Origin of the sequence: Lentzea sp. (assembly GCF_035525475.1) — a bacterium.
Taxonomy (GTDB): Bacteria; Actinomycetota; Actinomycetes; order Mycobacteriales; family Pseudonocardiaceae; genus Lentzea.
Genome location: NZ_DATLEC010000052.1, coordinates 50,890 through 72,415, shown reverse-complemented (window position 1 = coordinate 72,415; position 21,526 = coordinate 50,890). Strand labels below are relative to the sequence as shown.

The following is a 21,526-nucleotide window of genomic DNA, read 5'->3' as shown; positions in this document are numbered from 1 at the left end:
CACCCGCGGACCTGCGGTTGATCACCCGTCGACACCGGGCGCCCGTCACGAGATCGTAGAAACGTCCACCATTCTCGGGGCGTTGCCGCAAAAGAGTTAATTCGTCCGCCGAGAACTCGAGGATGACTAACACAATGCGGTGAATGATGCGACCCACGACACACCGGTTCGGCCCAACACCCCCCGCGCACCTGGCCCATCAGGCGCGCTGAACCGGCGAGGTGTCGGCAAAACCGCTAAACGGCGCCTGGTGAGACGCAATGGTGTCCGATTGACCCGTTAGTCGCAGTGAGGCAACATCATTGCGCTGGACCGCCGTTGCCGAGATATGGTGTCGCCCAGTGGGGGAAATGTTCGCACTCGTCCTCACCCGCTGTCGCGACACGACGGGAGGATGGAAGTGGACCCGGCACTGGACGCGCTGCGCGACCGGCTGGCGGAGATCGTCGCGTCGCCGCCGGACAACACCGACGACCTCGTCGACACGCTGAGCGGTCTCGCCAAGCTCTCGAACCAGTGGTCCGAGGCCATCCAGGCGTTGCGCGCGCCCACTCGCAGACTCGTCGGGCCTGCCGCGGCCGCCTCCGTGAGCGTCGCCGCCCGGCGCGCCGAGGAGTCCTTCATCGAGCTGGAGATCACGCTCGGTGACGCGCTCGCGGCCCAGCCCAGGGCGGTCCGGCAGCCCTGACACGGCCCGGACGGACTCGTCCCGCCGGGTGAGGTCACCGGGTTTGCGTCTGGCATCCGAGACACCGCCGATCGGGGGGTTTCCGCACGTCCTGGTCCTGGCGGATGATTCGGCCGTCCGGGTTCGCCGGGCGGGGAGGGGGTGCTCGGCTGTGCGCACGTCCGGCACACGGACCCCCGCGGCGGATCACCCTCCGTGAGGGGGCATGATCGCGTATCCGACGCCCTCGGCTCACCGGGCGCGTGAGGACCGGACGTGGTCCGAATCGACGCCACGTGAGGATCGGCCGTACACAGTTTGGACTCGATCTCGAATGACCTCTGGTCTGCCCTGCCCCGTCTGCGAGGGGCCGGATCGACGTGGCAGCCTCGAGCGCTCTCTGCGGGTGCTCGCCGTCGACGACGAGGCGCCCGCGCTGGAAGATCTCGTGTACCTGTTGCGTTCCGATCCGCGCATCGCCCACGTGGAGGCGGTCACCGACGCCACCAAGGCGCTCCGGGTGCTGCACCGCGCGATGGACGCCGGTCAGCCGTTGGACGCCGTGTTCCTCGACATCCGCATGCCCGGGCTCGACGGTCTCGACCTCGCCCGTGTGCTCTCGCGGTTCGCTCAGCCGCCGCCCATCGTGTTCGTGACGGCGCACCAGCAGCCCGCCGTCGAGGCGTTCGAGCTCAAGGCTCTCGACTACCTGCTCAAGCCGGTGCGCCAGGAACGGCTCGCCGAGTCCGTGCACCGCATCGTGCACGAGGTCTGGGACTCCAAGACCGCCACCGAACCCGCCTCTCCCCCGCCCGCGCAGCCCGCGAACGGCACGCCGCCCGAGGTCGGTGACGAGGTCATCCCCGTCGAGCTCGGCGGTGTCACGCGCTTCATCCGCCTCGCCGACATCCGGTACGTGGAGGCGCACGGCGACTACGCCCGCCTGCACACCGCCACCGGCAGTGGACTGGTCCGGGCGGCGTTGAACGGTCTCGAGGAACGCTGGCGCAGCGCGGGGTTCGTCCGCATCCACCGCAGCCACCTGGTGGCGCTGGGCCACATCGACGAGATGCGCCTGGAGGACGGCCACCTCAGCGTCACGATCGGCGGCGCCGTGCTGCCCGTCAGCCGCCGGCACGCGAGACACCTGCGGCAGCTCCTCGTGCGCCGCGCCCGGCCCGCTCCGGTGCCCGGTGTCGCGCAACCGAGGAACGGGCTCGGGTCGTGACCACGCCGCCACCACCCCACCGGCCGGCGCCCAGGCCGACCCAGCGCGTGGTGGTGACGAGCCCGCGCACGCGGGCGCCCCGTGCGCGCCGCCCCTACTCGGGCACGCGCGAGATCAACGAGCAGAGCGAGCTCGGCGCCGTCTACATGCGCACGCTGATCCGGGCGCAACGGCGGCTCGGCCTGTCCGTGTGCGTGGTGGCGTGCGGCGCGCTCGGGCTGTTGCCGCTGCTGTTCGCGATCGAGCCGGAGCTCGGGAAGTTCCGGGTGCTCGGCCTGGGGCTGCCGTGGTTCCTGCTGTGCGTGGCGACGTCCCCGATGCTGCTGCTGGCCGGCTGGTTCTACGTGCGGCAGGCCGAGCGCAGTGAGCGCGAGTTCGCGGAGCTGGTCGAACGTCCATGACGAGTGGGTACGCCGTCGTGGCGGTGGTGGTCGTCGTGCTGGGCACGATCCTGGTCGGCATCTACGGCCTGCGCGTCTCCCGCACCACGTCCGACTTCTACGTCGCCTCGCGCACCGTGTCGCCGTGGTGGAACGCGTCGGCGATCGGCGGCGAGTACCTGTCGGCGGCGTCGTTCGTCGGCATCGCGGGACTGATCTTCGCCTACGGGCCGGACATGCTGTGGTTCCCCGTCGGCTACACGGCCGGGTACCTCGTGCTGCTGACGATGGTCGCGGCGCCGCTGCGGCGTTCCGGCGCCTACACCCTGCCGGACTTCGCCGAGGCGCGCTTCCGCTCACGGGTGGTGCGCGCGGTCGCGTCGATGCTGGCGCTGGCGATCGGCTGGCTGTACCTGCTGCCGCAGCTCGAAGGCGCGGGCCTGACGCTGAACACCGTCACGGGCGCGCCGGACTGGGTGGGCGCGCTGGTCGTCACGGTGGTCGTGACGGTGAACGTGATGTCCGGCGGGATGCGGTCGATCACGTTCGTGCAGGCCTTCCAGTACTGGCTCAAGCTCACCGCGATCACCGTGCCGATCGTGTTCCTGATCGTCGTCTGGCAGGTCAACGGCGCCGACTCGCTGACAGAGCCGGAGTTCCCCGCCTTCCGGCAGGACACCGACGTCACGTTCCCCCGGCAGACCACGATCCACGCCGAGCAGCCCGTCGTCATCAAGGGCACCGGCGAGGTCGACGGCGTGCGCGTCCAGGACCAGAGCCTCGCGCTGACCAGCGGCTACCACGACATCGGCCAGGGCTCGGAGTTCAGGTTCCCCCAAGACGCGGCGGTGCCGCATCTGTCCACAATGGCCCACAACACCGACGAGTCCTGGTCGCTGCCGATGTCGAGCGGCGCCGACTTCCCGTTGTACGGGGCGTACTCGCTCATCATCGCCACGTTCCTGGGCACCATGGGCCTGCCACACGTGATCGTGCGCTTCTACACCAACCCGAACGGCACGGCCGCGCGCCGCACGACGTTGATCGTCCTCGGCCTGCTGTCGGTCTTCTACCTGATGCCGCCGATCTACGGCGCTCTCGGCCGCATCTACACGCCCGAACTGCTGATGACGGGCCAGACCGACGCCGTGGTGCTCGTCCTGCCCACACGCGTGGTCGACGGCATCGGCGGCCAGCTCCTCGGCGCCTTGGTGGCGGGCGGCGCCTTCGCGGCGTTCCTGTCGACGTCCTCGGGCCTCGTCGTGTCGCTGGCCGGGGTGCTGTCGCAGGACGTGCTGCGGCTCGGCGGGGTGCGCGGGTTCCGGATCTCGGCGGTGCTGGCCGGGCTCGTGCCGCTGGCGATGACGTTCGTGTCGACGGGCATACCGGTGGCGGACATGGTCGGCCTGGCGTTCGCGGTGGCGGCGTCGTCGCTGTGCCCGTTGCTGCTGCTGGGAATCTGGTCGCCGCGGATCACGACCGTGGGCGCGGTGGCGGGCATGCTCGCCGGCGGCGTCCCCGCCCTGACCGCCGGTCTCGTCACGATGTTCGCCGACACGGGCGACTCCTGGTACCAGGTGCTGCTCTCGCGTCCTGCCGCGTGGACGGTACCCCTCGGCTTCACCGTGATGTACGTCGTCTCGCTGCTCACCCAGCGGCACGTTCCCTCGGGAGTGCAACGCACGATGGTCAAGCTCCACGCACCCGAGAACCTCGGGCTGGACGGCTCCGGCTCGTCCTCCTCGGGTCAAGAGCGAAGCTAGGAGGTGGCGTGACATGCAGAACTTCCTCACCGCCGCGGCGATCCTGGTCGTCGGTGGAGCCGCCGTGCTCGTCCTGTGGCGGGGCACGCGCACCAAGCACTCGCTCTCGACCGAGGCCCAGCGCGTCACCTACGAGACACTGCACACCGCCTGGTCCGCCGCCCCTCCCCTGCGCGCCGGGCTGGTCCCCGACGCCGCGAAGAAGTCGGCGCGGCACCTCCGCACCCTCCTCGACACGCCCGCCCTCGCCCTGACCGACGAGACGGAGGTCGTGGCGTGGGAAGGATGTTCCGAACACCACGCCGCCGATGCGATGTCGCTGGCGGAGGACGTGTTCCTGACCGGGCGCACCCAGGCCTTCGACATCGGCTGCGGCGAGCCGAACTGCCCGATCAACTGCGCGGTCGTGGCTCCCCTGACCGTCGAGGGACGCGTGGTCGGCACCCTGGCGGCCTACTCGCGTGAGGCGTCGGCCGGTCTGGTGCGCGCGACCAACCAGGTGGCGCGGTGGGCCGCGGGCCAGCTGGAGCTGGCCGAGCTGGACCGCTCCCGCACCCGCCTGGTCGAGGCCGAGGTGCGCGCCCTGCGCGCCCAGATCTCACCGCACTTCATCTACAACTCGTTGTCCGCCATCGCCTCCTATGTCCGCACGAACCCGGAGCGCGCGCGGACCCTGCTGCTCGACTTCGCGGACTTCACCCGCTACTCGTTCCGCCGCCACGGCGACTTCACGACGCTGGCCGAGGAGCTGCGGTCCATCGACCAGTACCTGGCGCTGGAACGCGCGCGGTTCGGCGAACGCCTCAAGGTCACGCTGCAGGTGGCGCCCGAGGTGCTGCCGGTGACCGTGCCCTTCCTGTGCCTGCAGCCGCTGGTGGAGAACGCGGTGCGGCACGGCATGGAGGGCAAGGTCGAGCCGGGCCACATCCAGATCTACGCCAACGACGGCGGCGCCGAGGCCCACATCACCATCGAGGACGACGGCATCGGCATGGACCCGGAGAAGCTGCGCCGCACGCTCGCCGGTCAGGTCGACGAGTCCGCCGGCATCGGGCTCGGCAACATCGACGAACGGCTGCGACGGGTCTACGGCGACGAGTACGGGCTCGTGGTGGAGACGGCGTGCGGGCTGGGCACGAAGATCACCGTGCGGGTGCCGAAGTACCAGGCGGGCATCAACGGCATGTGAGCCCGCCACCACCGTTTCCCTTTCGTTACCGGGAAACGGTATTTCGGCGTCGGCCGCGGTTCCCCCTGAAGGCATGGCCGACCTAGACGACATCCGGTACTTCGGACCACCCGACCCCCTGGACACCGACGAGGCCGCACCCTCCCCCGGCGGGCTCCCGCCGATACCGGAGGAGGTGCTGGAGAGGCACAACGCCAGGGTCCTCGACCCCAAGACGGCGCCCGCCCTCCCCGGCTTCCCGGTGAGCTCCACGATCTACCGCGCCGACGACCTGCTGATCCCGGACCGGCAGCGGAAGAACTTCGACGTGTACAGCGCGACGCTGGAGAAACTGCTGGGTCTGACGCTCGTGGACGACTCGCAGGGCAACGCGGCCTTCGCCAGGGGTGTCCTGAGGCCGAGCGACCCGACCCGTCCCGCCGTGGTCGACGCGTGGCTCGCGCTGCAGACGTTGCGGTCCGTCCTTTCCCCGGACGACATGGAGGGCGTCGGGCTGAACCACCTGCTGGTCGGGACGGCGATGGGCGGGATCGGCGGCTCGTCGGGGACCCTGCGCGGCGTTCCCGGCGCCGTCAACGGCGGGCCGTACGGCCTGGACGAACTGGGCTACTGGCGGCGGCCGGTCTCGTTGAAGATCCCGCGCCCGGCCAGGCTCCCCGACGCGCGGGTGGTGGGGCGGCGGCCGGTGATCGCCGTGCTCGACACGGGCAAGTCGAAGAACACGTGGCTGGACGCGTATCCCCAGGGCACCACCGACTTCATGGTCGTCGACGAGGAGCTGCAGGCCGACATCGACGCCAAGGCGCTTCCCGGCGAGGCCCCCGGCGGCTGGGAGGACGTGCCGTTCGCCTCGGACCCACTGGTCGGTGAGCTGAGCACGCACTCGGGGCACGCCACCTTCATCACCGGGCTCATCCAGCAGGTGGAGCCGGACGCCACGGTGCTGTCGATCAGGGTCATGCACAACGACGGGATCGCCAGCTCCGGCGTGATCTCCTACGCGCTCAGCCAGCTGCTCGCCCGCGTGGTGGCGGCCCAGAGCCCGACGAGCACAGCGCAGGACAGGGCGAAGATGGTCGACATCGTGTCGTTGTCGCTGGGCAACTTCCTCGAAGGCGACTTCGGCGCGGCCCAGCGCGACGAGCTGACCAAGGCGATCGACGAGCTGCGCGGGCGCGGCGTGATCGTGGTGGCGGCGGCGGGCAACTTCGCGAGCAGCCGCGAGTTCTACCCGGCCGCACTCGCCAAGCGCACCGGCGGTGAGGACCCGGTGACCAACGGCGGACCGCCGGTGATCAGCGTCGGCGCGCTGAACCCGAACCTGACCAGGTCGTTGTTCAGCAACGACAACGACAGGTGGGTGACGTGCTGGGCGCGCGGGGCGGCGCTCGTCAGCACCTTCCCCCAGGCCACCAACGCCGCCAGGGCCGCGGCACTGAGGATCTTCAAGCGCATCAGGCCCGCCTTGGTGACCGAGAACGACCCCATCAACTTCCGCGAGTCGATGGAGAGCGACGACTACTCGGGTGGTTTTGCCATGTGGAGTGGAACTTCCTTCGCCACACCGCTGGTGGTGGGTAAGCTGGCGCAGCTGTTGTTGAACAGCCCCGTCTCCTCACTCGCGCACACCGACACCATCAAACGGGCCGCCGCGGCGATCCAGCGGCTCGGCGGCGAGAATACGTAGGTCTGTCATGCCGAACGGTGAAGCCGCAGCGCCGGAGAGCGCTTTTCAGCACCGCCGTGACCGCGTCGTCGACCTGTTCCTCGAGCTGCGCGCCGGCAACCGCGACCGGCTGGACGAGCTGATCGCGTTGCTGACACCGATGTTGTGGCAGGTGGCCCGCGCTCAGGGGCTCGACAGGGCGAGCAGTCAGGACGCCGTGCAGGTGGCGTGGATGCGCTTCCTCGACGAGGTCGACCGCATCCACACGCCCACCGCCGTGGCGGGGTGGCTCGCCACGACCACCAAGCGCGAGGCGTGGCGGATGTTGCGCACCCGGCGCGACCACGAGTCGGTCGACGGGCACGAACGGGCGGACGACTCGGCCACGCCGGAGGAGTCCGCGGTCCTGAACGACGCCCAGCGCAGGCTGTGGGCCGCCGTCGGGACGCTCTCCCAGCGCTGCCAGGAGTTGTTGCGCGTCGTGGCGTTCGTGCACCGGCCCAGCTACGCCGAGCTGTCCCAGCGGCTCGGCATGCCCGTCGGCGGCATCGGGCCCACGCGCGGCAGGTGCCTGGCCCAGCTGCGGGCGGCGCTCACGGCCGACCAGGACGGGGGCTGGCGGTGAACACCTCCGACGAACCCCTGGACGAGCAGGACCTCCTCGTCCTGGACGCGGTGCGCGAGGTCTACGAGGCGCTCGACCCGATGCCGGCGGACCTGCTCGACGGCATCAGGTTCTCGATCGCGGTGCGGGACCTCGGGATGGAGGTCGCGCGGGAGTCGCCGAGCCTCCTCGCCGTCGGCACGCGGGGCGAGGACGACAGGAGGTTGCTGAGCTTCGAGAGCGCCAGCGCGACCATCACGATCGGGCTGCGGGTCGACGACGCCGGCGCGGTGCGGCTCGACGGCTGGCTGACGCCGGCGGGCACCGGTTCGGTGGAGCTGCGGTCCCCTCGGGGATCGTGGACGACCGAGACGGACGAGCGGGGGCGGTTCGTCCTCGACGGTCTGCCGCGCACGTCGGCGTACCTCGTCATCAGGGCCGGGGCCGTGGTCACCACACCGACGATCGAGTTGTGAGACGTGGACGGCCTCCCGGTACCGCTCAGCCCGGCGACGATCGCCAGGGTGGTGCGGATGCGGGAGGCCGGTGCGGGGATCACCAACAGCGGCCGTCCCGCCGCGGGAGCGCGCAGGCTCCGCGCGGCGCTGCGGATCCTGGGCTGGCCAGGCGGAGAGGGCTCGCCCGATGACCGGTGGCTGACCGGGCGGGTGCTCATCAGCCTGGCGTTCGCCGAGGCCGAGCACGGCGACACCGAGGCAGGGCTCACGCTGCTGGACGAGGCCGACCGCGTGGTCGCGCCGCGGCACCGCGGGATCCTGCTGCAGAACCGCGGCACGATCCTGCACCGCGCGGGCCGCACCGACGAGGCGTTGCCGGTGCTGGACGCGGCCGTGCCGTTGCTGGCCGAGGCGCGGGACTTCTACAACCTCGCGTCGGCCCTGCTCAACCGCGCCACGCTGCACCTCGGCGTCGGCAGGGTGCGCCCGGCGAGGGAGGACCTGCGGCGGTCGCGGGAGATCGCGCGGCTGCACGGTTTCGAGCTCATCGAGGCGAAGGTCGACCACGACGACGCCTACTGCCACCTGCTCGTCGGTGACATCCCGCTCGCGTTGCGCACGCTCGACGCCGCCGCTCGCGGCTATGCGGTGCACGGGGCCGGCTACCTCGCCGTGGTCGCGGTGGACAAGGCCAGGGCACTGCTCGCGGCGGGGATGGCGAGCGCGGCCGAACGGGAGATGGACACGGCGTTCGAGCTGTTCCGGGGTGACCGGCTCAGCGTCGACTACGCGTGGGCGGAGCTGACCAGGGCCCAGGTCGCGCTCGCGCTCGGCCGCCACCACGACGCGCGGACGTGGGCGGGACGCGCCGCGCGCCGGTTCCGCCGGCACGGCGACGCGGCGTGGGCGGGGCTGGCGGAGCTGACGACGATCCGCGCGGAGCTCCCCTCCACGCGCAGGCCGCGTCAGCTCGCCGCGACCGCCCGGCAGCTGGCGACCAGGTTGCGCGCCCTGGGTCTGCGGCACGACGCGGCCGCCGCGGAACTGGTGTCGGTCCGCGCGCTGCTCGCCTCCGGTGACGCGACGGGCCCGGTGGGGCGGCCGGGCGCGGGTGAGCCGCTGGACGTCCGCCTCCTGCGCCGGCTCGTCACCGCGGACGTGGAGCTGGCAGGAGGACGCCGGACTCGGGCGTTCTCCCAGCTGCGGCAAGGGCTTTCGGCGCTGGACGGGCACCGCAGGAGGTTCGGCAGCATCGAGATGAGGGCGGGGGCGTCCGCGCTGGGCGTCGAGCTCGCGCGGACGGGACTGGACCTCGCGTTCGAGCGCGGCACGCCGAACATGGTGTTCAGCTGGTCGGAACGGTGCCGGGCGCAGGCCTTCCGCGCCCGCGGGGTGCGTCCGCCCGCCGATCCGGGGACCCGCGACCTGCTGGCGGAGTTCCGGCAGGTGAGCCGCGACCCGCGGGCAGGGGGCAGGCTCGCCCACCTCGAACGGCGGCTGCGCGAGCGGGAGTGGCAGCGCGACGGCACCGGGGACAGCGCGGACCACGTGTCGTTGCGCGAGCTGCGCGCCGAGCTCGCGGCGGCGGGCCGCACGATGATCAGCTTCATCACCCGCGGCGACCGGCTCGCCGCCCTCACGATCGGAGGCACGTCGACGCGCCTGGTCGACCTGGGCGACACGGCGGCAGTGCGGGAGACGACCCAGCGGTTGCTCAGCGACCTCGACGCGCTCACGGGGTGGAAGCTGCCCACGAGCGTCGAGGACGTGCTGCGCGCGTCCGCCGACTGGCACCTCGGCAAGCTCCAGGACCACCTGCTGGCGCCGTTGCGGATCGACCTGGACGCCGTCGTCGTGGTCCCGTGCACCGGGCTGGCCGCGATCCCGTGGGGCCTGCTGCCGGGTCTGCGGGGCAAAGCGGTGTCGGTCGCCCCTTCGGCCACGGCGTGGGTGCACGCGCACCGTTCGCGCGACACGTCACGAGAAAGCGCGTTGTTGGTGGCAGGCCCGCAACTCGACCACGCCGAGACCGAGGTCAACGAACTCGCGCTGATCTACCCCGGTGGCGTGAAGCTGGTCGGCGAGCAGGCGACTGTGCGGGACACGTTGCGCGCGTTGGACGGCGTGGGCGTCGCACACATCGCCACACACGGCCACCACGAGCCCGACAACGTCCTGTTCTCCTGCCTCGACCTCGCGGACGGTCCGCTGCTCGCCCACGACCTCCAGGACCTGGCGCGCCCGCCTGGGCACGTGGTCCTCTCCGCCTGCGATGTCGGGCAGGCGGCCGTGCGGCCCGGCGACGAGATCCTCGGGCTCACCGCGGCCATGCTCTACGTCGGCACCACGACCGTGATCTCCAGCGTGGCCCGCGTCCCGGACGACCTCGCGGTGCCCGTCATGGCCGAGTACCACCGGGCCGTCGTGGGCGGAGCGGACCCGGCTCAGGCCCTGGCGGCCACCTCCGCGGCGGAGCAGCTGGTACCGCTCGTGTGCTTCGGCGCCGGGTGACGTGAAAAGCCGGGGACGCCCTGGATCAGGACGTCCCCGGCGCGAGACCGACGAGCTCAGCCGGCGGCTTTCGCCGCCCGACGGTCGGCCGCGTCCAGCACGGCCCGGATCCAGTCGAGCTCGTCGGTCCCGCAGGCCCCCTCGGCCGCGGCCCTCCGCAACCGGACCCACAGCCCCAGGTCGGTCCACTCCTGGAACCGGCGGTGCACGGTGGGCACGGTCACGCCGAACGACGCGGGCAGGTGCCGCCACGCGCATCCGGAAGAAAGCACGAACACGATCGCGGTGAACACCGAGCGGTTGCACACGCGGCCGCGGCCACCACCCTGGCGGCGCACCTTGGCCGGCGGGATCAGCGGCTCGACGACGGCCCACAGGTTCGGGGACACCAGGCGGGCGGAGAGCTGGTCGATGACGTCACCGCGGCCGCTGTCGGCGGCGTGCTCCGGCCAGACGGGCGTGCGGGCCCAGGAGTCCTGCCGCAGCGCCGCGTCGGCGGGCCGGGGGTCCTGGCGGAGGGACTCGGCGCGCTGACGGGAGCGGAGCAGGGTGGCCAGTGCCGTGTCCTCGGCCGTCGTGCGGCGCGGGGGGACGGCGTAGCCCTGGTGCGGCTGGACGCCGCGGGCGATCTCGGCGCCCACGGTGCGGCGGAACGACGTGGTGCCCACCAGGCGCGGGTCGACCGGCTGGCCGTAGCGGACCGGGACCTGGGTCTGGCGCGGGGGCACGGGGCGCTGGGGCACCTGGCGGGGCGGGACCTGCCGCGCCGGCCTCGGGTCCGGGGTACGAGCGAACTGCGAGTCGGTCATGGTGTGGTCCTCCGCCAGGACTTTTCCGTCAGGTGACAGCGCTCACAGTAAGAAGGCGGTTACGGAGCAGGTAAGTCCATCGGCCGAACAAGGCGATGAACGGGCGTGCGGTGGCGATGCACGGCTGGCCCAGTTGAGACGAGTGGCGCACGGTCTGCGACGAACGGATAACCGGTCGTGTCATCCGTTCCACGATCGAGTGGTTCCCGGTGACCACGCTGTGGACACCTCCGGTGATGATCACGCGACCGTTGACGCTCGGGTTACCGTTCGAACGTGAAGCTTTGGGCCACCAGCGACCTCCACGTCACCTACCAGGACAACCGCCAGGTGGTGGAGGCGATCTCCGCACCGGACCCGGCGGACTGGCTGATCGTCGCGGGCGACATCGGCGAGAAGTTCGCCGACGTCGAGTGGACGCTCGCGCAGCTCCGCCCGAAGTTCGCGCAGGTGATCTGGTCGCCGGGCAACCACGAGCTCTGGACCACCAAGGACGACCCCAACCAGTCCCGCGGCGAGATGCGCTACAAGCAGCTCGTGGAGCTGTGCCGGGGGCTCGGCGTGATCACTCCGGAGGACCCGTACGCCGTCTTCGACGGCGACAGGGGGCCGGTCACCGTCTGTCCGCTGTTCCTCGGCTACGACTACTCCTTCCGGCCACCGGGTGCCACGGACGTGGAGTCGGCTCTCGCCATCGCGCGCGAGGCGGGAGTCGTGTGCACGGACGAGTACTTCCTGCACCCGGACCCGTACCCGTCGCGCGAGGCGTGGTGCCAGGCGCGGGTGACGGAGACCGAGGAGCGCCTCGCCCAGGTCACCGGCCCGACGGTGCTGATCAACCACTACCCGCTCGTCCGCGACCCCACGTTCGTGCTGCGCTACCCCGAGTTCGCGCTCTGGTGCGGCACCGAGCTGACCGCCGGCTGGCACACGCGGTTCAACGCGGTGGAGATGGTCTACGGCCACCTGCACATCCCCCGCACGACGCACTACGACGGCGTGCGCTTCGACGAGGTCTCGCTCGGCTACCCGCGCGAGTGGAAACCACGCGGCACCACCAGGGTGAAGCTGCACGACGTGTTGCGGGAGTCGTAGAGGTGCTGGAACAGCTTCTTCCCCCGCCCGTCGTGGCGGTGGAGCGGTACGACGACGAGCAGCCGGCCGACCTCTTCCCCGAGGAGGAGGCGCTGATCGTGAACGCGGTGCCCAAGCGCCGGTTCGAGTTCAGCTCGGTGCGCGCGTGCGCCCGCGACGCGATGCGGCGGCTCGGCGTGGAACCCGTCGCGATCCTGCCGGGGCCGAAGCGCGAACCGCTGTGGCCGGAGGGCGTCGTCGGCAGCCTGACGCACTGCGCCGGCTACCGGGCCGCGGCGCTCGCGCTGAGCACCGACTTCCGGACCATCGGCATCGACGCCGAACCGCACGCGCCCGCACCGGAAGGCGTGCTGGGCGCGATCGCGCTCCCGTCGGAGATCGACAGGATGCCGGGGCTGGCGGCGGAGGACCCGAAGATCTGCTGGGACCGGCTGCTGTTCAGCGCGAAGGAGTCGACGTACAAGGCCTGGTTCCCCGTGACGCGGCGGTGGCTGGGCTTCGAGGACGCCGACATCACCCTGGCCGCCGACGGCACGTTCCACTCGCGCATCCTGCTGGCCGACACCCCGGTCGCCGGGTTCGACGGACGGTGGCTGGTGCAGGGCGACGTCCTCGTGACGGCCATCGCGGTGCCGGCCTGACGTTCCTGGACGAAAGACCAGGGTGTCAGGGTTGATCAACCGGGGTAAGGAGTGGTGGGCTTAGCCCTCGAACGCCGGGAGGCCACCATGGGCGAGGACGTCGCGAAGCACGAGTTCACGCGCGAGGACCGCACGCGGTACCGCACCAAGGTGCGCCGATGCCTCGACGTGTTCGCGCGGATGCTGCGGGAGGCGCGGTTCGACTTCGAGAGGCCGATGACCGGCCTCGAGATCGAGATCAACCTCATCGACGAGCACGCCGACCCTGCGATGAAGAACCACGAGGCGCTGCAGGTCATCGACGACCCGGACTTCGTGACCGAGCTCGGCCAGTGGAACCTCGAGATCAACGTGGCCCCGCGCCGCCTCGCGGGCGGCGGCATCACGTCGTTCGAGGAGACGGTCCGCCGCAGCCTGAACTCCGCCGAGGAGAAGGCGCGCGAGGTCGGCGCCCACATGGTCATCAACGGCATCCTGCCGACGTTGCGCTCCAAGCACATCTCGCCCGACCTGCTCTCCGGCAACCCGCGGTACGCGCTGCTCAACGAGCAGGTGCTGGCCGCGCGCGGCGAGGACCTGCAGATCTCCATCGACGGCGTCGAGCGCCTGCACCTCACGGCCAGCTCGATCGTGCCCGAGGCCGCCTGCACCAGCACGCAGCTGCACCTGCAGGTGTCACCGGAGCAGTTCCCCGCCTACTGGAACGCCGCCCAGGCCATCGCGGGCGTGCAGGTCGCGGTAGGCGCGAACTCGCCGTTCTTCCTCGGCAAGGAGCTGTGGCGCGAGACCCGCATCGCCCTGTTCCAGCAGGCCACCGACACCCGCGGCGACGAGCTGAAGGCCCAGGGCGTGCGCCCCCGCGTGTGGTTCGGCGAGCGGTGGATCAACTCGATCTTCGACCTGTTCGAGGAGAACGTCCGCTACTTCCCCGCCCTGCTGCCCATCACCGACGACGAGGACCCGCTCGCCGTGCTCGACAAGGGCGACACCCCGGCGCTGAGCGAGCTGAAGCTGCACAACGGCACCATCTACCGCTGGAACCGCCCGGTGTACGACGTGGTGCGCGACAAGCCGCACCTGCGCGTCGAGAACCGGGTGCTGCCCGCTGGGCCGACCATCGTCGACACTTTGGCCAACGCTGCTCTGTACTTCGGGCTGGTTCGGGCTTTGGCCGAGGACGAGCGTCCACTGTGGTCCCAGATGAGCTTCCAGGCCGCTGAGGAGAACTTCAACGCCGCTGCGCGCAACGGGATGGACGCGCAGATGTACTGGCCCGGGGTGGGCACTGTGCCTGTTGTCGAGTTGGTGTTGCGGCGACTCCTTCCTCTCGCACACGAGGGGTTGATCCGGTGGGGCGTCGACTCGACCGAGCGCGACCGGCTTCTCGGCGTCATCGAGCAGCGGTGTCTGAGCGGGGTGAACGGCGCGACCTGGCAGGCGCGCGAGTTTCACCGCCACTACGACCACTCGCACATGGATCGGGCGGATGCACTGCGCACGATGCTGCGGACGTACGTGGACCTGATGCACGCCAACGAGCCTGTGCACACTTGGCCGGTTACTGGCTGAGCGGTGCGGCGAAACCGCCGCACCGCTCCGCTGAGCGTCAGCTCGTGGGGAAGTTGTCCGGGGTGCGGATTCGGTCGCGCACCCAGACGCCCGCCTCCTTCAGCACTCCGGTTCCCGCGAACGTGGTGCCGGAGCACGTGCCCGTCTTGAAGACCGCGCCCGAGAGGCCGTCGTCGGAGAAGTTCCAGTTGGCCCAGGAGATCTTCTTCTGAGCCATCAGGTCGATGTACTTCTGCGACGTCGTGAAGTCGTTCGCGCCGCCGCCGGAGGCCGTTTGCGTGCCGAACTCCGTCACGAACACCGGGACCGCCGAGGACACGCGGTTCAGGACGTCGATGTACTCCTGCTTGTGCGAGTTGGCGTAGAAGTGGAACGAGTACATGAAGTTGGTGGCGTTGATCCTGTTGTCGAGGACGACTGACGGGTCCTCGCCGTCGGAGTGGCCGAAGGTCGACCAGCCGTGGGTGCCCGAGACGATCAGGCTGTCCGGGTCGATGTCGCGGATCACCGGGATCATCTGTTCGGCGTAGGACTTCACGCGTGCCCACGACGTGTCGTTCGGCTCGTTCGCGATGTCGTAGATGATGTTGGTCTTGTCCTTGTGGCGCTGGGCGATCTCGGTGAAGAACGTCTTGGCTCGCGCCAGGTTGTAGTTCGGGTCGCCCGGTGAGAGCTGGTGCCAGTCGACGAGGACGTAGATGCCACGGCGCGTGGCTTCCTCGATGTAGCTGTGCATCAGGTCCGTGAACTTGCGGGGGTCGGTCTCGTAGCCGTCTTCCTGGATGTACATGGCCACGCGGATGAAGTCCGCGTTCCAGTCGTTCACCAGGGCGTCCCACCACGCCGCTTTGGCGCACTGGTGGTACCACTGGATGCCGTGCGTGCTCATGCCGCGCAGCTGGATCGGGTTGCCGTACTGGTTGCAGAGCTGGACGCCGCACACTCGCAGCAGGCCATTGATGTCGTGCGGCCTGGTGCCGCCGGGGGTGGTGCGGACCGTGAGCGGGGTCGACGCGCCGGAGAGGTTGCCCGCCGCGTCGCGTGCCTGGACCGTGAAGGTGTAGGCGGTGTCCGGGGTCAGGCCCGTCACGGTGTGCGTGGTGCCGGTGGTGGTCTGGCCGTTGGACAGCACGTAGCCGGTCACGCCCACGTTGTCGGTGGACGCGTTCCACGCCAGTGAGATCGAGGACGACGTGGTGCCGGTCGCGCGCAGGTTGCCGGGCGCCGAGGGGGCTGTGGTGTCCGGGGTGCCTGTCGTGGCGTCGACGTCCATGCGGTCCAGGTTCGGGCCACCGTTGGACGTCGTCGCCACGGTTTTGATCTTGTTCGAGCCCGCGTTCAGGTTCACCGTGGCCGACTTGGTCGTCCACGACGTCCACGCGCCGGTGCTCGGGAACGAGAGAGCAGGAGCTGTCACGGAGCCGTTGACCGCGATGTCCATCGGGCGGTCGGCCGTCTGGCCGTTCGCGAACCGGAACGTCAGGGTCGCCGGGCCCGCGTTCGCCGCGGTCACGGTGAACTCGACGGAACTGCCGGTCTCGTTGTCGTAGTTGACGAAGCCCGCACCGGTGAAGCCGGCGTGGTTGGACTCGACTAGGCCGTTCGAGATCGTCGCGCTCTCCGCCTGGTACTGGACCGGGGCGGCCACCGCGACCGCGGGGACGGCGAGCGCCAGCGCCGCGGGGACTGCCAACAGCAGGGATCTGGCCACAGGTGCCTCCTGTGTGAGGGGGAACAGCAGGGCGTGGCGGCGATTTAGTTAGGAACGTTTCCTATCAGTGGTGTCGTGAATCACAGCACCAGGCCGGTACCCGTGTCAACAAATTCGGGCGACCGGACCAAGCCGAGTGGGGCATCCTCGAACCTGATGCGAGCGACGAGCACCGTGACACCAGCTCAGCCTGGCTGGCGAGCGCCCCACCCCGGACGCCCCGCGGCCGGGCCGGGTCCTCCGGGTGTCCTGATGGAGATCGCCTGCGACGAGTCGGGGTCCGAGGGCGAGAAGCTCGTCGGCGGGGTCACCGCGGTCTTCGCGCACGCGGGCGTGCGGTTCTCGCACGAGGAGGCTTCGGCGTGCGTCGCGGCGTTGCGGGAGATGATCAAGTCGCCCGCCCTCGAGTACAAGGCGAACCACCTGCTGCGCCAGAAGAACCGGTGGGTGCTGCTGTGGTTCCTCGGGCCCGACGGCCCGCTCGCGGGCAAGGCGCGCGTGCAGCTCGTGGACAAGCGGCGGTTCCTCGCCTCACGGGTGCGCGCGGAGTTCGGTGCGGTGAGCGGGCCGCTGGAGCTCTACAACGACCTGCTGCGGGCCCGTGGGCCGCGCGGGACGCTCGACCCGCTGTTCCCGGCCATCCTGCGGGCCGCCGCGCAGTGGGGCGGGCCCGTGTCGATCGTGCACGACCAGCAGCTGTCGCTGACAGATGGGCGAATTCGACAACTGAAGAACCTCGCCCCACGGCTGCAAAGCTTGACTCTGGTTGACTCTCAGTACGACGCACGCGTGCAGGTGGCTGATTTTCTGGCAGGAATCGCGCGTCGGGTCGCGGAAGAAGAACTCAACGGACGACCTGACCACGAGGTGATCGAGTTGCTGATGCCGTTCGTCGTCGGACCTGGGATGTGGAATGCCTGACGCGCTGTTCGCCGACCCCCGCCTCGCACGGCTGTACGACGCCTTCGACGGGCCACGCGACGACCTGGACCTCTACCTCGGGATCGCCGCCGAGATCCAGGCGAAGAGTGTGCTCGACATCGGGTGCGGAACCGGGTCCCTGGCGGTGTCGCTGGCGGCGTCGGGACGGACCGTCATCGGGGTGGACCCGGCGCTGGCGTCGCTGGAGATCGCACGGGCCAAGGACTCCCGCGTCACGTGGATCCACGGCGACGCGACGACGCTGCCCCCGCTGTCGGTCGACCTCGCGACGATGACCGGGAACGTCGCGCAGGTGTTCCTGGGACAGGACTGGGAGGCCACGCTGCGGGGGGTGCACGGCGCGCTGCGGCCCGGCGGGTACCTCGTGTTCGAGACCCGGCGGCCGGAGCAGCGGGCCTGGGAGGACTGGTCGCGGGCGGAGCCGCGGGTGCGCAGCGGGGTGCGCGAGCAGCTCGAGATGCTCGACGTGCGGCTGCCGTTCGTCTCGTTCCGCCACACCTACCGGTTCCCGGACGGCTCGGTGATCGCCTCGGACTCGACCCTGCGGTTCCGGTCGCGTCCCGAGGTGGAGCAGAGCCTCGTCCGCGGCGGCTTCGAGGTCGTCGACGTGCGCGACGCCCCCGACCGTCCGGGCAGGGAGCACGTGTTCGTGGCGCGCAAGGTCAGCTGACGAACGCGGGCTGCCTCCACGCCCGCACGAGCCACGGCAGGATCCGGGGCAGCCGGTCGGCCACGATGTCGTGCAGCACCAGCACGATCCGCCCTGACCTCGCGGGACCGGCGTCGAGCCACACGACGTGCATCAGCACGCCGGTCTGCAGGTCGAGCCCCGCCTCCGCCTCCGCGAGGGCGGCGGGGGTGGCGGCGGCGGGGTCGGTGACCTCGTGGTGCGCGAATCCGGAACGGCACAGCTCGGGGTGCAGCTCCACCAGGGACTCCATGGCCGCGGCCAGGCGTCCCACGCCCAGCCCTGCCCGAACCTGCACCGTCATCGCTCTCACATTAGGAGAGCCTAACCTAGCTGCCACCGCGGGTCGCGCCCACTGAGTCCCAGGACACGGTCGAGCAGAGGCGCGTTCGAGCCGACCTCCACCGCGGCCCCGAAGAGCGAGCCGTCGCGGTCGCCGGGACCGATCGACGACACGAAGCCGTGGACGACCTGGAGCAGGTCCTCCTCGACCTCGAAGTCCTGCCCGGTCGCGCGAGCGAGGTCCCAGCCGTGCAGGACGATCTCGTCCAGCGCCACGGCCGCCGCCACCTGGCCCGGCAGGTCGACGCCGCCCGCCGCGGTCATGCCCTCCCAGGCCTCGGGCGAGCGCCACGCCAGGGCCAGCTCGCCCAGGCGCCGCGGGATCGACTCGCGGAAGTCGAGCGGCAACCGCGCCGCGTCGCCCGTGCCGCCGCCGTCCAGCGGAGTCTTGCGGGCCGCCATCGTGAACGCGTGCGACAGGCCGTTCACGTGGTCGAGCAGGTCGCCGACCATGTACTCGGGACAGGGCGTCGGCGCCTTCAGGTCGCCGTCCTTCACCGCGCGCACCACTCCCGCGAGCCGATCGGCCGCGGGAGTCAGGTCGAACATCAGTAGCCGTCCCCTCCCCAGAACTGTTCCTCGAGCGTGTCCGCCGTGCCGGCGAGCAGCTGGAGCGGGTCGGTGAACTCGTGGATGTCGAGGTCGGCCAACGGCAACGAGTGCCGCACGATCACGTGCTCCCCCATGATCGCGAGACCACACGCGACGGTGGAGTTGCCGACCTCCTCCAGCACCGCGCGGAGGTCCACCTGCGAGGCCAGCCCGCACGGGGAGGCGATCTGCACCCACTCGTGCTGCTTGTCGAGCACTTCCCTGACGATGATCACGACCTGCGTGCGGTCGTCCTCGTCCTCCTCCACGTCGCCGAAGGTGAAGAGGACCCTCAGCTCTTCGCCGTCGTCGTGGATGACGTCGTACTCGGCGCGGACGTAATCCGCGAGATCTCCCCAACTCGCCATGGCGCAACCCTACTGGCCGCGACGGCCCAGAGCCCGACGACGAGCACGGCGCCGACCTCGGCGATGAGCAAGATCCTCTCGATGTAGCCCAACGGGAACACGCGCCACCACCGAACGTCGGAGACCATTCCCATCGCAATGGCGTACAAGATCGGCATGAATGCGACAACGCTCAGCAAACCGGACAGCATCGTCCATCTGGCGTGTCGCCCCCACACGTGATGCCTCATCCACGGCCGTGCGAGCGCGATGACGGCGATCGGCAGGCTGACGAACGCGAGCATGCTCCCGAACCGGTGGATGCCGCCGCTCATCTCGTTGGTTCCCATCGCCCAGTTCGTCTTCGGGAACGCCACCACGAGCACCAGGCCGACGGACCACAGGACCAGCGCGACGGAGCCGGTCGACCGCCACCTCGCCAGCCCCCTGTGGACGAGCGCCGCCAGGATCGCGAGCGAGCCGAACGCGAGCAGCAGCACGGCGGTGTCGAAGACCGGCCGGTGGTCGCCCAGCGCGTACTCGCTGATCGTGCGGCGCAACGATCCGACGGTCAGGTCGAGCAACCCGACCATGGCCACCGTGGCGACGACGGCGAGTGAGCCGCCGGCGGCGGCGAGTCGAGGAATCAGCACACAACGGACAACGCTCGCGTGAACCCGCGGGGTTCCTGGGTTCAGCAAGCCGACAGGTTCACGCCCCCGGCCTGTCCGAAGTCCTCGAGGACCGACTCGGCACACCTGCGGTCCGCGACGTCACCACGCGGACGCCGTGCGGTTCCTACTCGAGCGCCACGGCCGCTTCCGCCGCGACCGCGCCGGCCACCGCGGTCAGCGCCGGCGAGTCGAGCTTCCACTGCTGCCAGTACAGCGGCACGGACACCGAACGGCCCGGCGCCAGGTCGACCAGGCCGTCCTGCAGCTGCTGCGGTGGCACCATCCCCCAGCCCAGGCCCGCGACGATCGCCCGCACGTACACCTCGGACGACGGCACGTAGTGGCGGTGGTCGGAGGCGCCGCGGCCGCGGGTCAGCGTGCGCACGAACCGGTCCTGCAGGTCGTCGTTGCGGTCGAACACGACGACCGGCGCGCCGGGCAGCCACGACTTCAGCGGGCCCTCGGCGTGCCGGTCCACAAAGGACCGCGTTGCCATCGCGGCGTAGCGGATGTCGCCGAGCCGCCTCACCTCGCAGCCCGCGACGGGTTCCCTGGACGACGTCACGGCCGCCATCACCAGGCCCTGGCGCAGCAACGCCGTCGTGTGGTCCTGGTCCTCGCGGTGGAGGTCGAAGGAGATCCTCAGCTCCGCCGGGACCCGTTGCAGCGCGGGGAGGAACCACGTCGCGAGCGAGTCGGCGTTCACCGCGATCGGCACGCGCACGACGGCGGCCTCGCCGAGGGCCGCGTCCAGGTCCTGGTCGAGGGCGAGCAGTTGCCGACCGTACCGGACCAGCACCTCGCCCGACGGTGTGAGCCGCACCGGGCGGGCCCGCACCAGCAGGACGCGGCCGGTGCGCTGTTCGAGGGCCTTGATCCGTTGCGACACAGCGGAAGGCGTGACGTGCAGCACGGTGGCGGCCGCGTCGAACGTGCCCGCGTCGACGACCGCGAGCAGCGTGCGCACCAGGTCGAGGTCCATCACGAGCGCTAATGCTACGTAAGAATCTTTAGTTGGTCTCATCAAGAACGCGTCAATACCGTTCGAGCTGTGACTGATCTGATCCTCGGCTTCGGCACCATGATGACCCTGATCGTCGCCATCGGCGCGCAGAACGCCTTCGTGCTGCGCCAAGGGCTTCTGCGTCAGGAAGTGGCCAAGGTCGTCGCCGTCTGCGCCGTCTCGGACGCCGTCCTGGTCGCCGTGGGCGTCGCCGGGTTCGGGGCCGTCGTGCGGAGGTGGCCTTCGGTGATCACGGTCGCCGCGATCGCGGGCGGGATCTTCCTGCTGGGGTACGGGTTCCTGGCGGCTCGCCGGGTGTTCCGGCCGTCCGCGATGACCGTCTCCCCGGACGGCGGCTCCGGGCGGCCCGTGCTCACGGCGCTCGCGCTGACGTGGCTCAACCCGCACGTCTACCTCGACACGCTGGTGCTGCTCGGCTCGATCGCGGCCGGGCGGTGGCTCTTCGGCGTCGGCGCGGTCGCGGCGAGCGTCACGTGGTTCGTCGCGCTCGGGTTCGGCGCCCGGCTGCTCAGCCCGGTGTTCGCCAAGCCGCGGGCGTGGCGGGTGCTGGACGGTCTGGTCGCCGCCGTGATGATCGGCCTCGGGGTGGCCCTGATCGCCGGGTCGTGACCCGCGTCGGCGAGTGGC

Annotated in this window: 21 protein-coding genes and 1 pseudogene; 15 read left to right on the top strand and 7 right to left on the bottom strand. The window is 70.7% G+C overall.

Annotated features, from left to right (window positions below):
* The first annotated feature begins 394 nt into the window (after positions 1-394).
* From VM306_RS09560 to VM306_RS09520, 9 genes are all read left to right on the top strand, one after another.
* On the top strand, positions 395-688 hold the full coding sequence (locus tag VM306_RS09560) for a hypothetical protein (RefSeq protein WP_325513149.1): 294 nt from the start codon (positions 395-397) through the stop codon (positions 686-688).
* 313 nt (positions 689-1,001) lie between these two features.
* Positions 1,002-1,895 (top strand): LytTR family DNA-binding domain-containing protein, encoded by an 894-nt coding sequence (locus VM306_RS09555; RefSeq protein WP_325513147.1) that lies wholly within the window; start codon positions 1,002-1,004, stop codon positions 1,893-1,895.
* Positions 1,892-2,296 carry a hypothetical protein gene (locus VM306_RS09550; RefSeq protein WP_325513145.1) on the top strand — a complete coding sequence of 135 codons (405 nt, stop codon included), beginning with the start codon at positions 1,892-1,894 and terminating at the stop codon, positions 2,294-2,296. Before VM306_RS09555 ends, VM306_RS09550 begins: the two co-directional genes overlap by 4 nt.
* Positions 2,293-4,038 carry a cation acetate symporter gene (locus VM306_RS09545; protein WP_325513143.1) on the top strand — a complete coding sequence of 582 codons (1,746 nt, stop codon included), beginning with the start codon at positions 2,293-2,295 and terminating at the stop codon, positions 4,036-4,038. The genes VM306_RS09550 and VM306_RS09545 overlap by 4 nt, the downstream gene beginning before the upstream one ends.
* A gap of 13 nt (positions 4,039-4,051) precedes the next feature.
* A complete protein-coding gene (locus tag VM306_RS09540) occupies positions 4,052-5,227 on the top strand; it encodes a histidine kinase (protein WP_325513141.1) in 1,176 nt (391 codons plus the stop codon).
* A gap of 73 nt (positions 5,228-5,300) precedes the next feature.
* Positions 5,301-6,914, top strand: a complete 1,614-nt coding sequence (locus VM306_RS09535) for a S8/S53 family peptidase (protein WP_325513139.1) — start codon at positions 5,301-5,303, stop codon at positions 6,912-6,914.
* 7 nt (positions 6,915-6,921) lie between these two features.
* On the top strand, positions 6,922-7,518 hold the full coding sequence (locus tag VM306_RS09530; RefSeq protein ID WP_325513137.1) for a sigma-70 family RNA polymerase sigma factor: 597 nt from the start codon (positions 6,922-6,924) through the stop codon (positions 7,516-7,518).
* Positions 7,515-7,973 carry a hypothetical protein gene (locus tag VM306_RS09525; protein WP_325513135.1) on the top strand — a complete coding sequence of 153 codons (459 nt, stop codon included), beginning with the start codon at positions 7,515-7,517 and terminating at the stop codon, positions 7,971-7,973. The genes VM306_RS09530 and VM306_RS09525 overlap by 4 nt, the downstream gene beginning before the upstream one ends.
* A gap of 3 nt (positions 7,974-7,976) precedes the next feature.
* Positions 7,977-10,466: a CHAT domain-containing tetratricopeptide repeat protein gene (locus VM306_RS09520; RefSeq protein WP_325513133.1), complete on the top strand. Its 2,490-nt coding sequence runs from the start codon at positions 7,977-7,979 to the stop codon at positions 10,464-10,466.
* A gap of 68 nt (positions 10,467-10,534) precedes the next feature.
* On the opposite strand, the pseudogene VM306_RS09515 reads toward VM306_RS09520, so the two are convergent.
* Positions 10,535-10,879, bottom strand: a pseudogene (locus VM306_RS09515) (transposase); the annotation flags it as partial.
* Between the two features lie 672 nt (positions 10,880-11,551).
* Here VM306_RS09515 and VM306_RS09510 point away from each other — a divergent pair.
* The 3 genes from VM306_RS09510 (at position 11,552) to VM306_RS09500 (ending at position 14,580) form a co-directional block, all read left to right on the top strand.
* Positions 11,552-12,370 (top strand): metallophosphoesterase, encoded by an 819-nt coding sequence (locus VM306_RS09510; RefSeq protein WP_325513131.1) that lies wholly within the window; start codon positions 11,552-11,554, stop codon positions 12,368-12,370.
* A 2-nt stretch (positions 12,371-12,372) separates the two neighbouring features.
* A complete protein-coding gene (locus VM306_RS09505) occupies positions 12,373-13,011 on the top strand; it encodes a 4'-phosphopantetheinyl transferase family protein (protein WP_325513129.1) in 639 nt (212 codons plus the stop codon).
* Between the two features lie 87 nt (positions 13,012-13,098).
* Positions 13,099-14,580 carry a glutamate--cysteine ligase gene (locus VM306_RS09500; RefSeq protein ID WP_325513162.1) on the top strand — a complete coding sequence of 494 codons (1,482 nt, stop codon included), beginning with the start codon at positions 13,099-13,101 and terminating at the stop codon, positions 14,578-14,580.
* 37 nt (positions 14,581-14,617) lie between these two features.
* Here VM306_RS09500 and VM306_RS09495 read toward each other — a convergent pair whose 3' ends face one another.
* Positions 14,618-16,291 carry a cellulase family glycosylhydrolase gene (locus VM306_RS09495; RefSeq protein ID WP_325513127.1) on the bottom strand — a complete coding sequence of 558 codons (1,674 nt, stop codon included), beginning with the start codon at positions 16,289-16,291 and terminating at the stop codon, positions 14,618-14,620.
* Positions 16,292-16,543: 252 nt separating this feature from the next.
* On the opposite strand from VM306_RS09495, the gene VM306_RS09490 reads away from it, so the two are divergent.
* Entirely contained in the window at positions 16,544-17,212 is a 669-nt protein-coding gene (locus VM306_RS09490; protein WP_325513125.1) for an NAD-dependent protein deacetylase of SIR2 family, read from the top strand.
* Positions 17,205-17,903 carry a class I SAM-dependent methyltransferase gene (locus VM306_RS09485; protein WP_325513123.1) on the top strand — a complete coding sequence of 233 codons (699 nt, stop codon included), beginning with the start codon at positions 17,205-17,207 and terminating at the stop codon, positions 17,901-17,903. The genes VM306_RS09490 and VM306_RS09485 overlap by 8 nt, the downstream gene beginning before the upstream one ends.
* Here VM306_RS09485 and VM306_RS09480 read toward each other — a convergent pair.
* The 5 genes from VM306_RS09480 to VM306_RS09460 form a co-directional block, all read right to left on the bottom strand.
* Positions 17,896-18,225 carry a hypothetical protein gene (locus VM306_RS09480; protein ID WP_325513121.1) on the bottom strand — a complete coding sequence of 110 codons (330 nt, stop codon included), beginning with the start codon at positions 18,223-18,225 and terminating at the stop codon, positions 17,896-17,898. The two genes, VM306_RS09485 and VM306_RS09480, sit on opposite strands and share 8 nt — an antisense overlap.
* 20 nt (positions 18,226-18,245) lie before the next feature.
* Positions 18,246-18,812, bottom strand: coding sequence for a TIGR03086 family metal-binding protein (locus VM306_RS09475; protein WP_325513119.1), 567 nt, complete (start codon positions 18,810-18,812; stop codon positions 18,246-18,248).
* Positions 18,812-19,222 (bottom strand): hypothetical protein, encoded by a 411-nt coding sequence (locus tag VM306_RS09470; protein ID WP_325513117.1) that lies wholly within the window; start codon positions 19,220-19,222, stop codon positions 18,812-18,814. The genes VM306_RS09475 and VM306_RS09470 overlap by 1 nt, the downstream gene beginning before the upstream one ends.
* Positions 19,147-19,854, bottom strand: coding sequence for a DUF998 domain-containing protein (locus VM306_RS09465; protein ID WP_325513115.1), 708 nt, complete (start codon positions 19,852-19,854; stop codon positions 19,147-19,149). The genes VM306_RS09470 and VM306_RS09465 overlap by 76 nt, the downstream gene beginning before the upstream one ends.
* Before the next feature lie 145 nt (positions 19,855-19,999).
* Positions 20,000-20,857: a LysR family transcriptional regulator ArgP gene (locus VM306_RS09460; protein WP_325513160.1), complete on the bottom strand. Its 858-nt coding sequence runs from the start codon at positions 20,855-20,857 to the stop codon at positions 20,000-20,002.
* A gap of 99 nt (positions 20,858-20,956) precedes the next feature.
* On the opposite strand from VM306_RS09460, the gene VM306_RS09455 reads away from it, so the two are divergent.
* Complete coding sequence (locus VM306_RS09455) at positions 20,957-21,508, top strand: LysE/ArgO family amino acid transporter (RefSeq protein ID WP_414672353.1); 552 nt, start codon at positions 20,957-20,959, stop codon at positions 21,506-21,508.
* The last annotated feature ends 18 nt before the right edge of the window (positions 21,509-21,526 follow it).

Excerpts from the sequence above, each read along its gene's own strand:
- VM306_RS09560 (WP_325513149.1), top strand. The coding sequence starts at position 395 with ATGGAAGTGGACCCGGCACTGGACGCGCTGCGCGACCGGCTGGCGGAG.
- VM306_RS09555 (WP_325513147.1), top strand. The coding sequence starts at position 1,002 with ATGACCTCTGGTCTGCCCTGCCCCGTCTGCGAGGGGCCGGATCGACGT.
- VM306_RS09545 (WP_325513143.1), top strand. The coding sequence starts at position 2,293 with ATGACGAGTGGGTACGCCGTCGTGGCGGTGGTGGTCGTCGTGCTGGGC.
- VM306_RS09540 (WP_325513141.1), top strand. The coding sequence starts at position 4,052 with ATGCAGAACTTCCTCACCGCCGCGGCGATCCTGGTCGTCGGTGGAGCC.
- VM306_RS09535 (WP_325513139.1), top strand. The coding sequence starts at position 5,301 with ATGGCCGACCTAGACGACATCCGGTACTTCGGACCACCCGACCCCCTG.
- VM306_RS09530 (WP_325513137.1), top strand. The coding sequence starts at position 6,922 with ATGCCGAACGGTGAAGCCGCAGCGCCGGAGAGCGCTTTTCAGCACCGC.
- VM306_RS09500 (WP_325513162.1), top strand. The coding sequence starts at position 13,099 with ATGGGCGAGGACGTCGCGAAGCACGAGTTCACGCGCGAGGACCGCACG.
- VM306_RS09490 (WP_325513125.1), top strand. The coding sequence starts at position 16,544 with ATGGAGATCGCCTGCGACGAGTCGGGGTCCGAGGGCGAGAAGCTCGTC.
- VM306_RS09485 (WP_325513123.1), top strand. The coding sequence starts at position 17,205 with ATGCCTGACGCGCTGTTCGCCGACCCCCGCCTCGCACGGCTGTACGAC.
- VM306_RS09480 (WP_325513121.1), bottom strand. The coding sequence starts at position 18,225 with ATGACGGTGCAGGTTCGGGCAGGGCTGGGCGTGGGACGCCTGGCCGCG.
- VM306_RS09475 (WP_325513119.1), bottom strand. The coding sequence starts at position 18,812 with ATGTTCGACCTGACTCCCGCGGCCGATCGGCTCGCGGGAGTGGTGCGC.
- VM306_RS09470 (WP_325513117.1), bottom strand. The coding sequence starts at position 19,222 with ATGGCGAGTTGGGGAGATCTCGCGGATTACGTCCGCGCCGAGTACGAC.
- VM306_RS09460 (WP_325513160.1), bottom strand. The coding sequence starts at position 20,857 with ATGGACCTCGACCTGGTGCGCACGCTGCTCGCGGTCGTCGACGCGGGC.
- VM306_RS09455 (WP_414672353.1), top strand. The coding sequence starts at position 20,957 with ATGATGACCCTGATCGTCGCCATCGGCGCGCAGAACGCCTTCGTGCTG.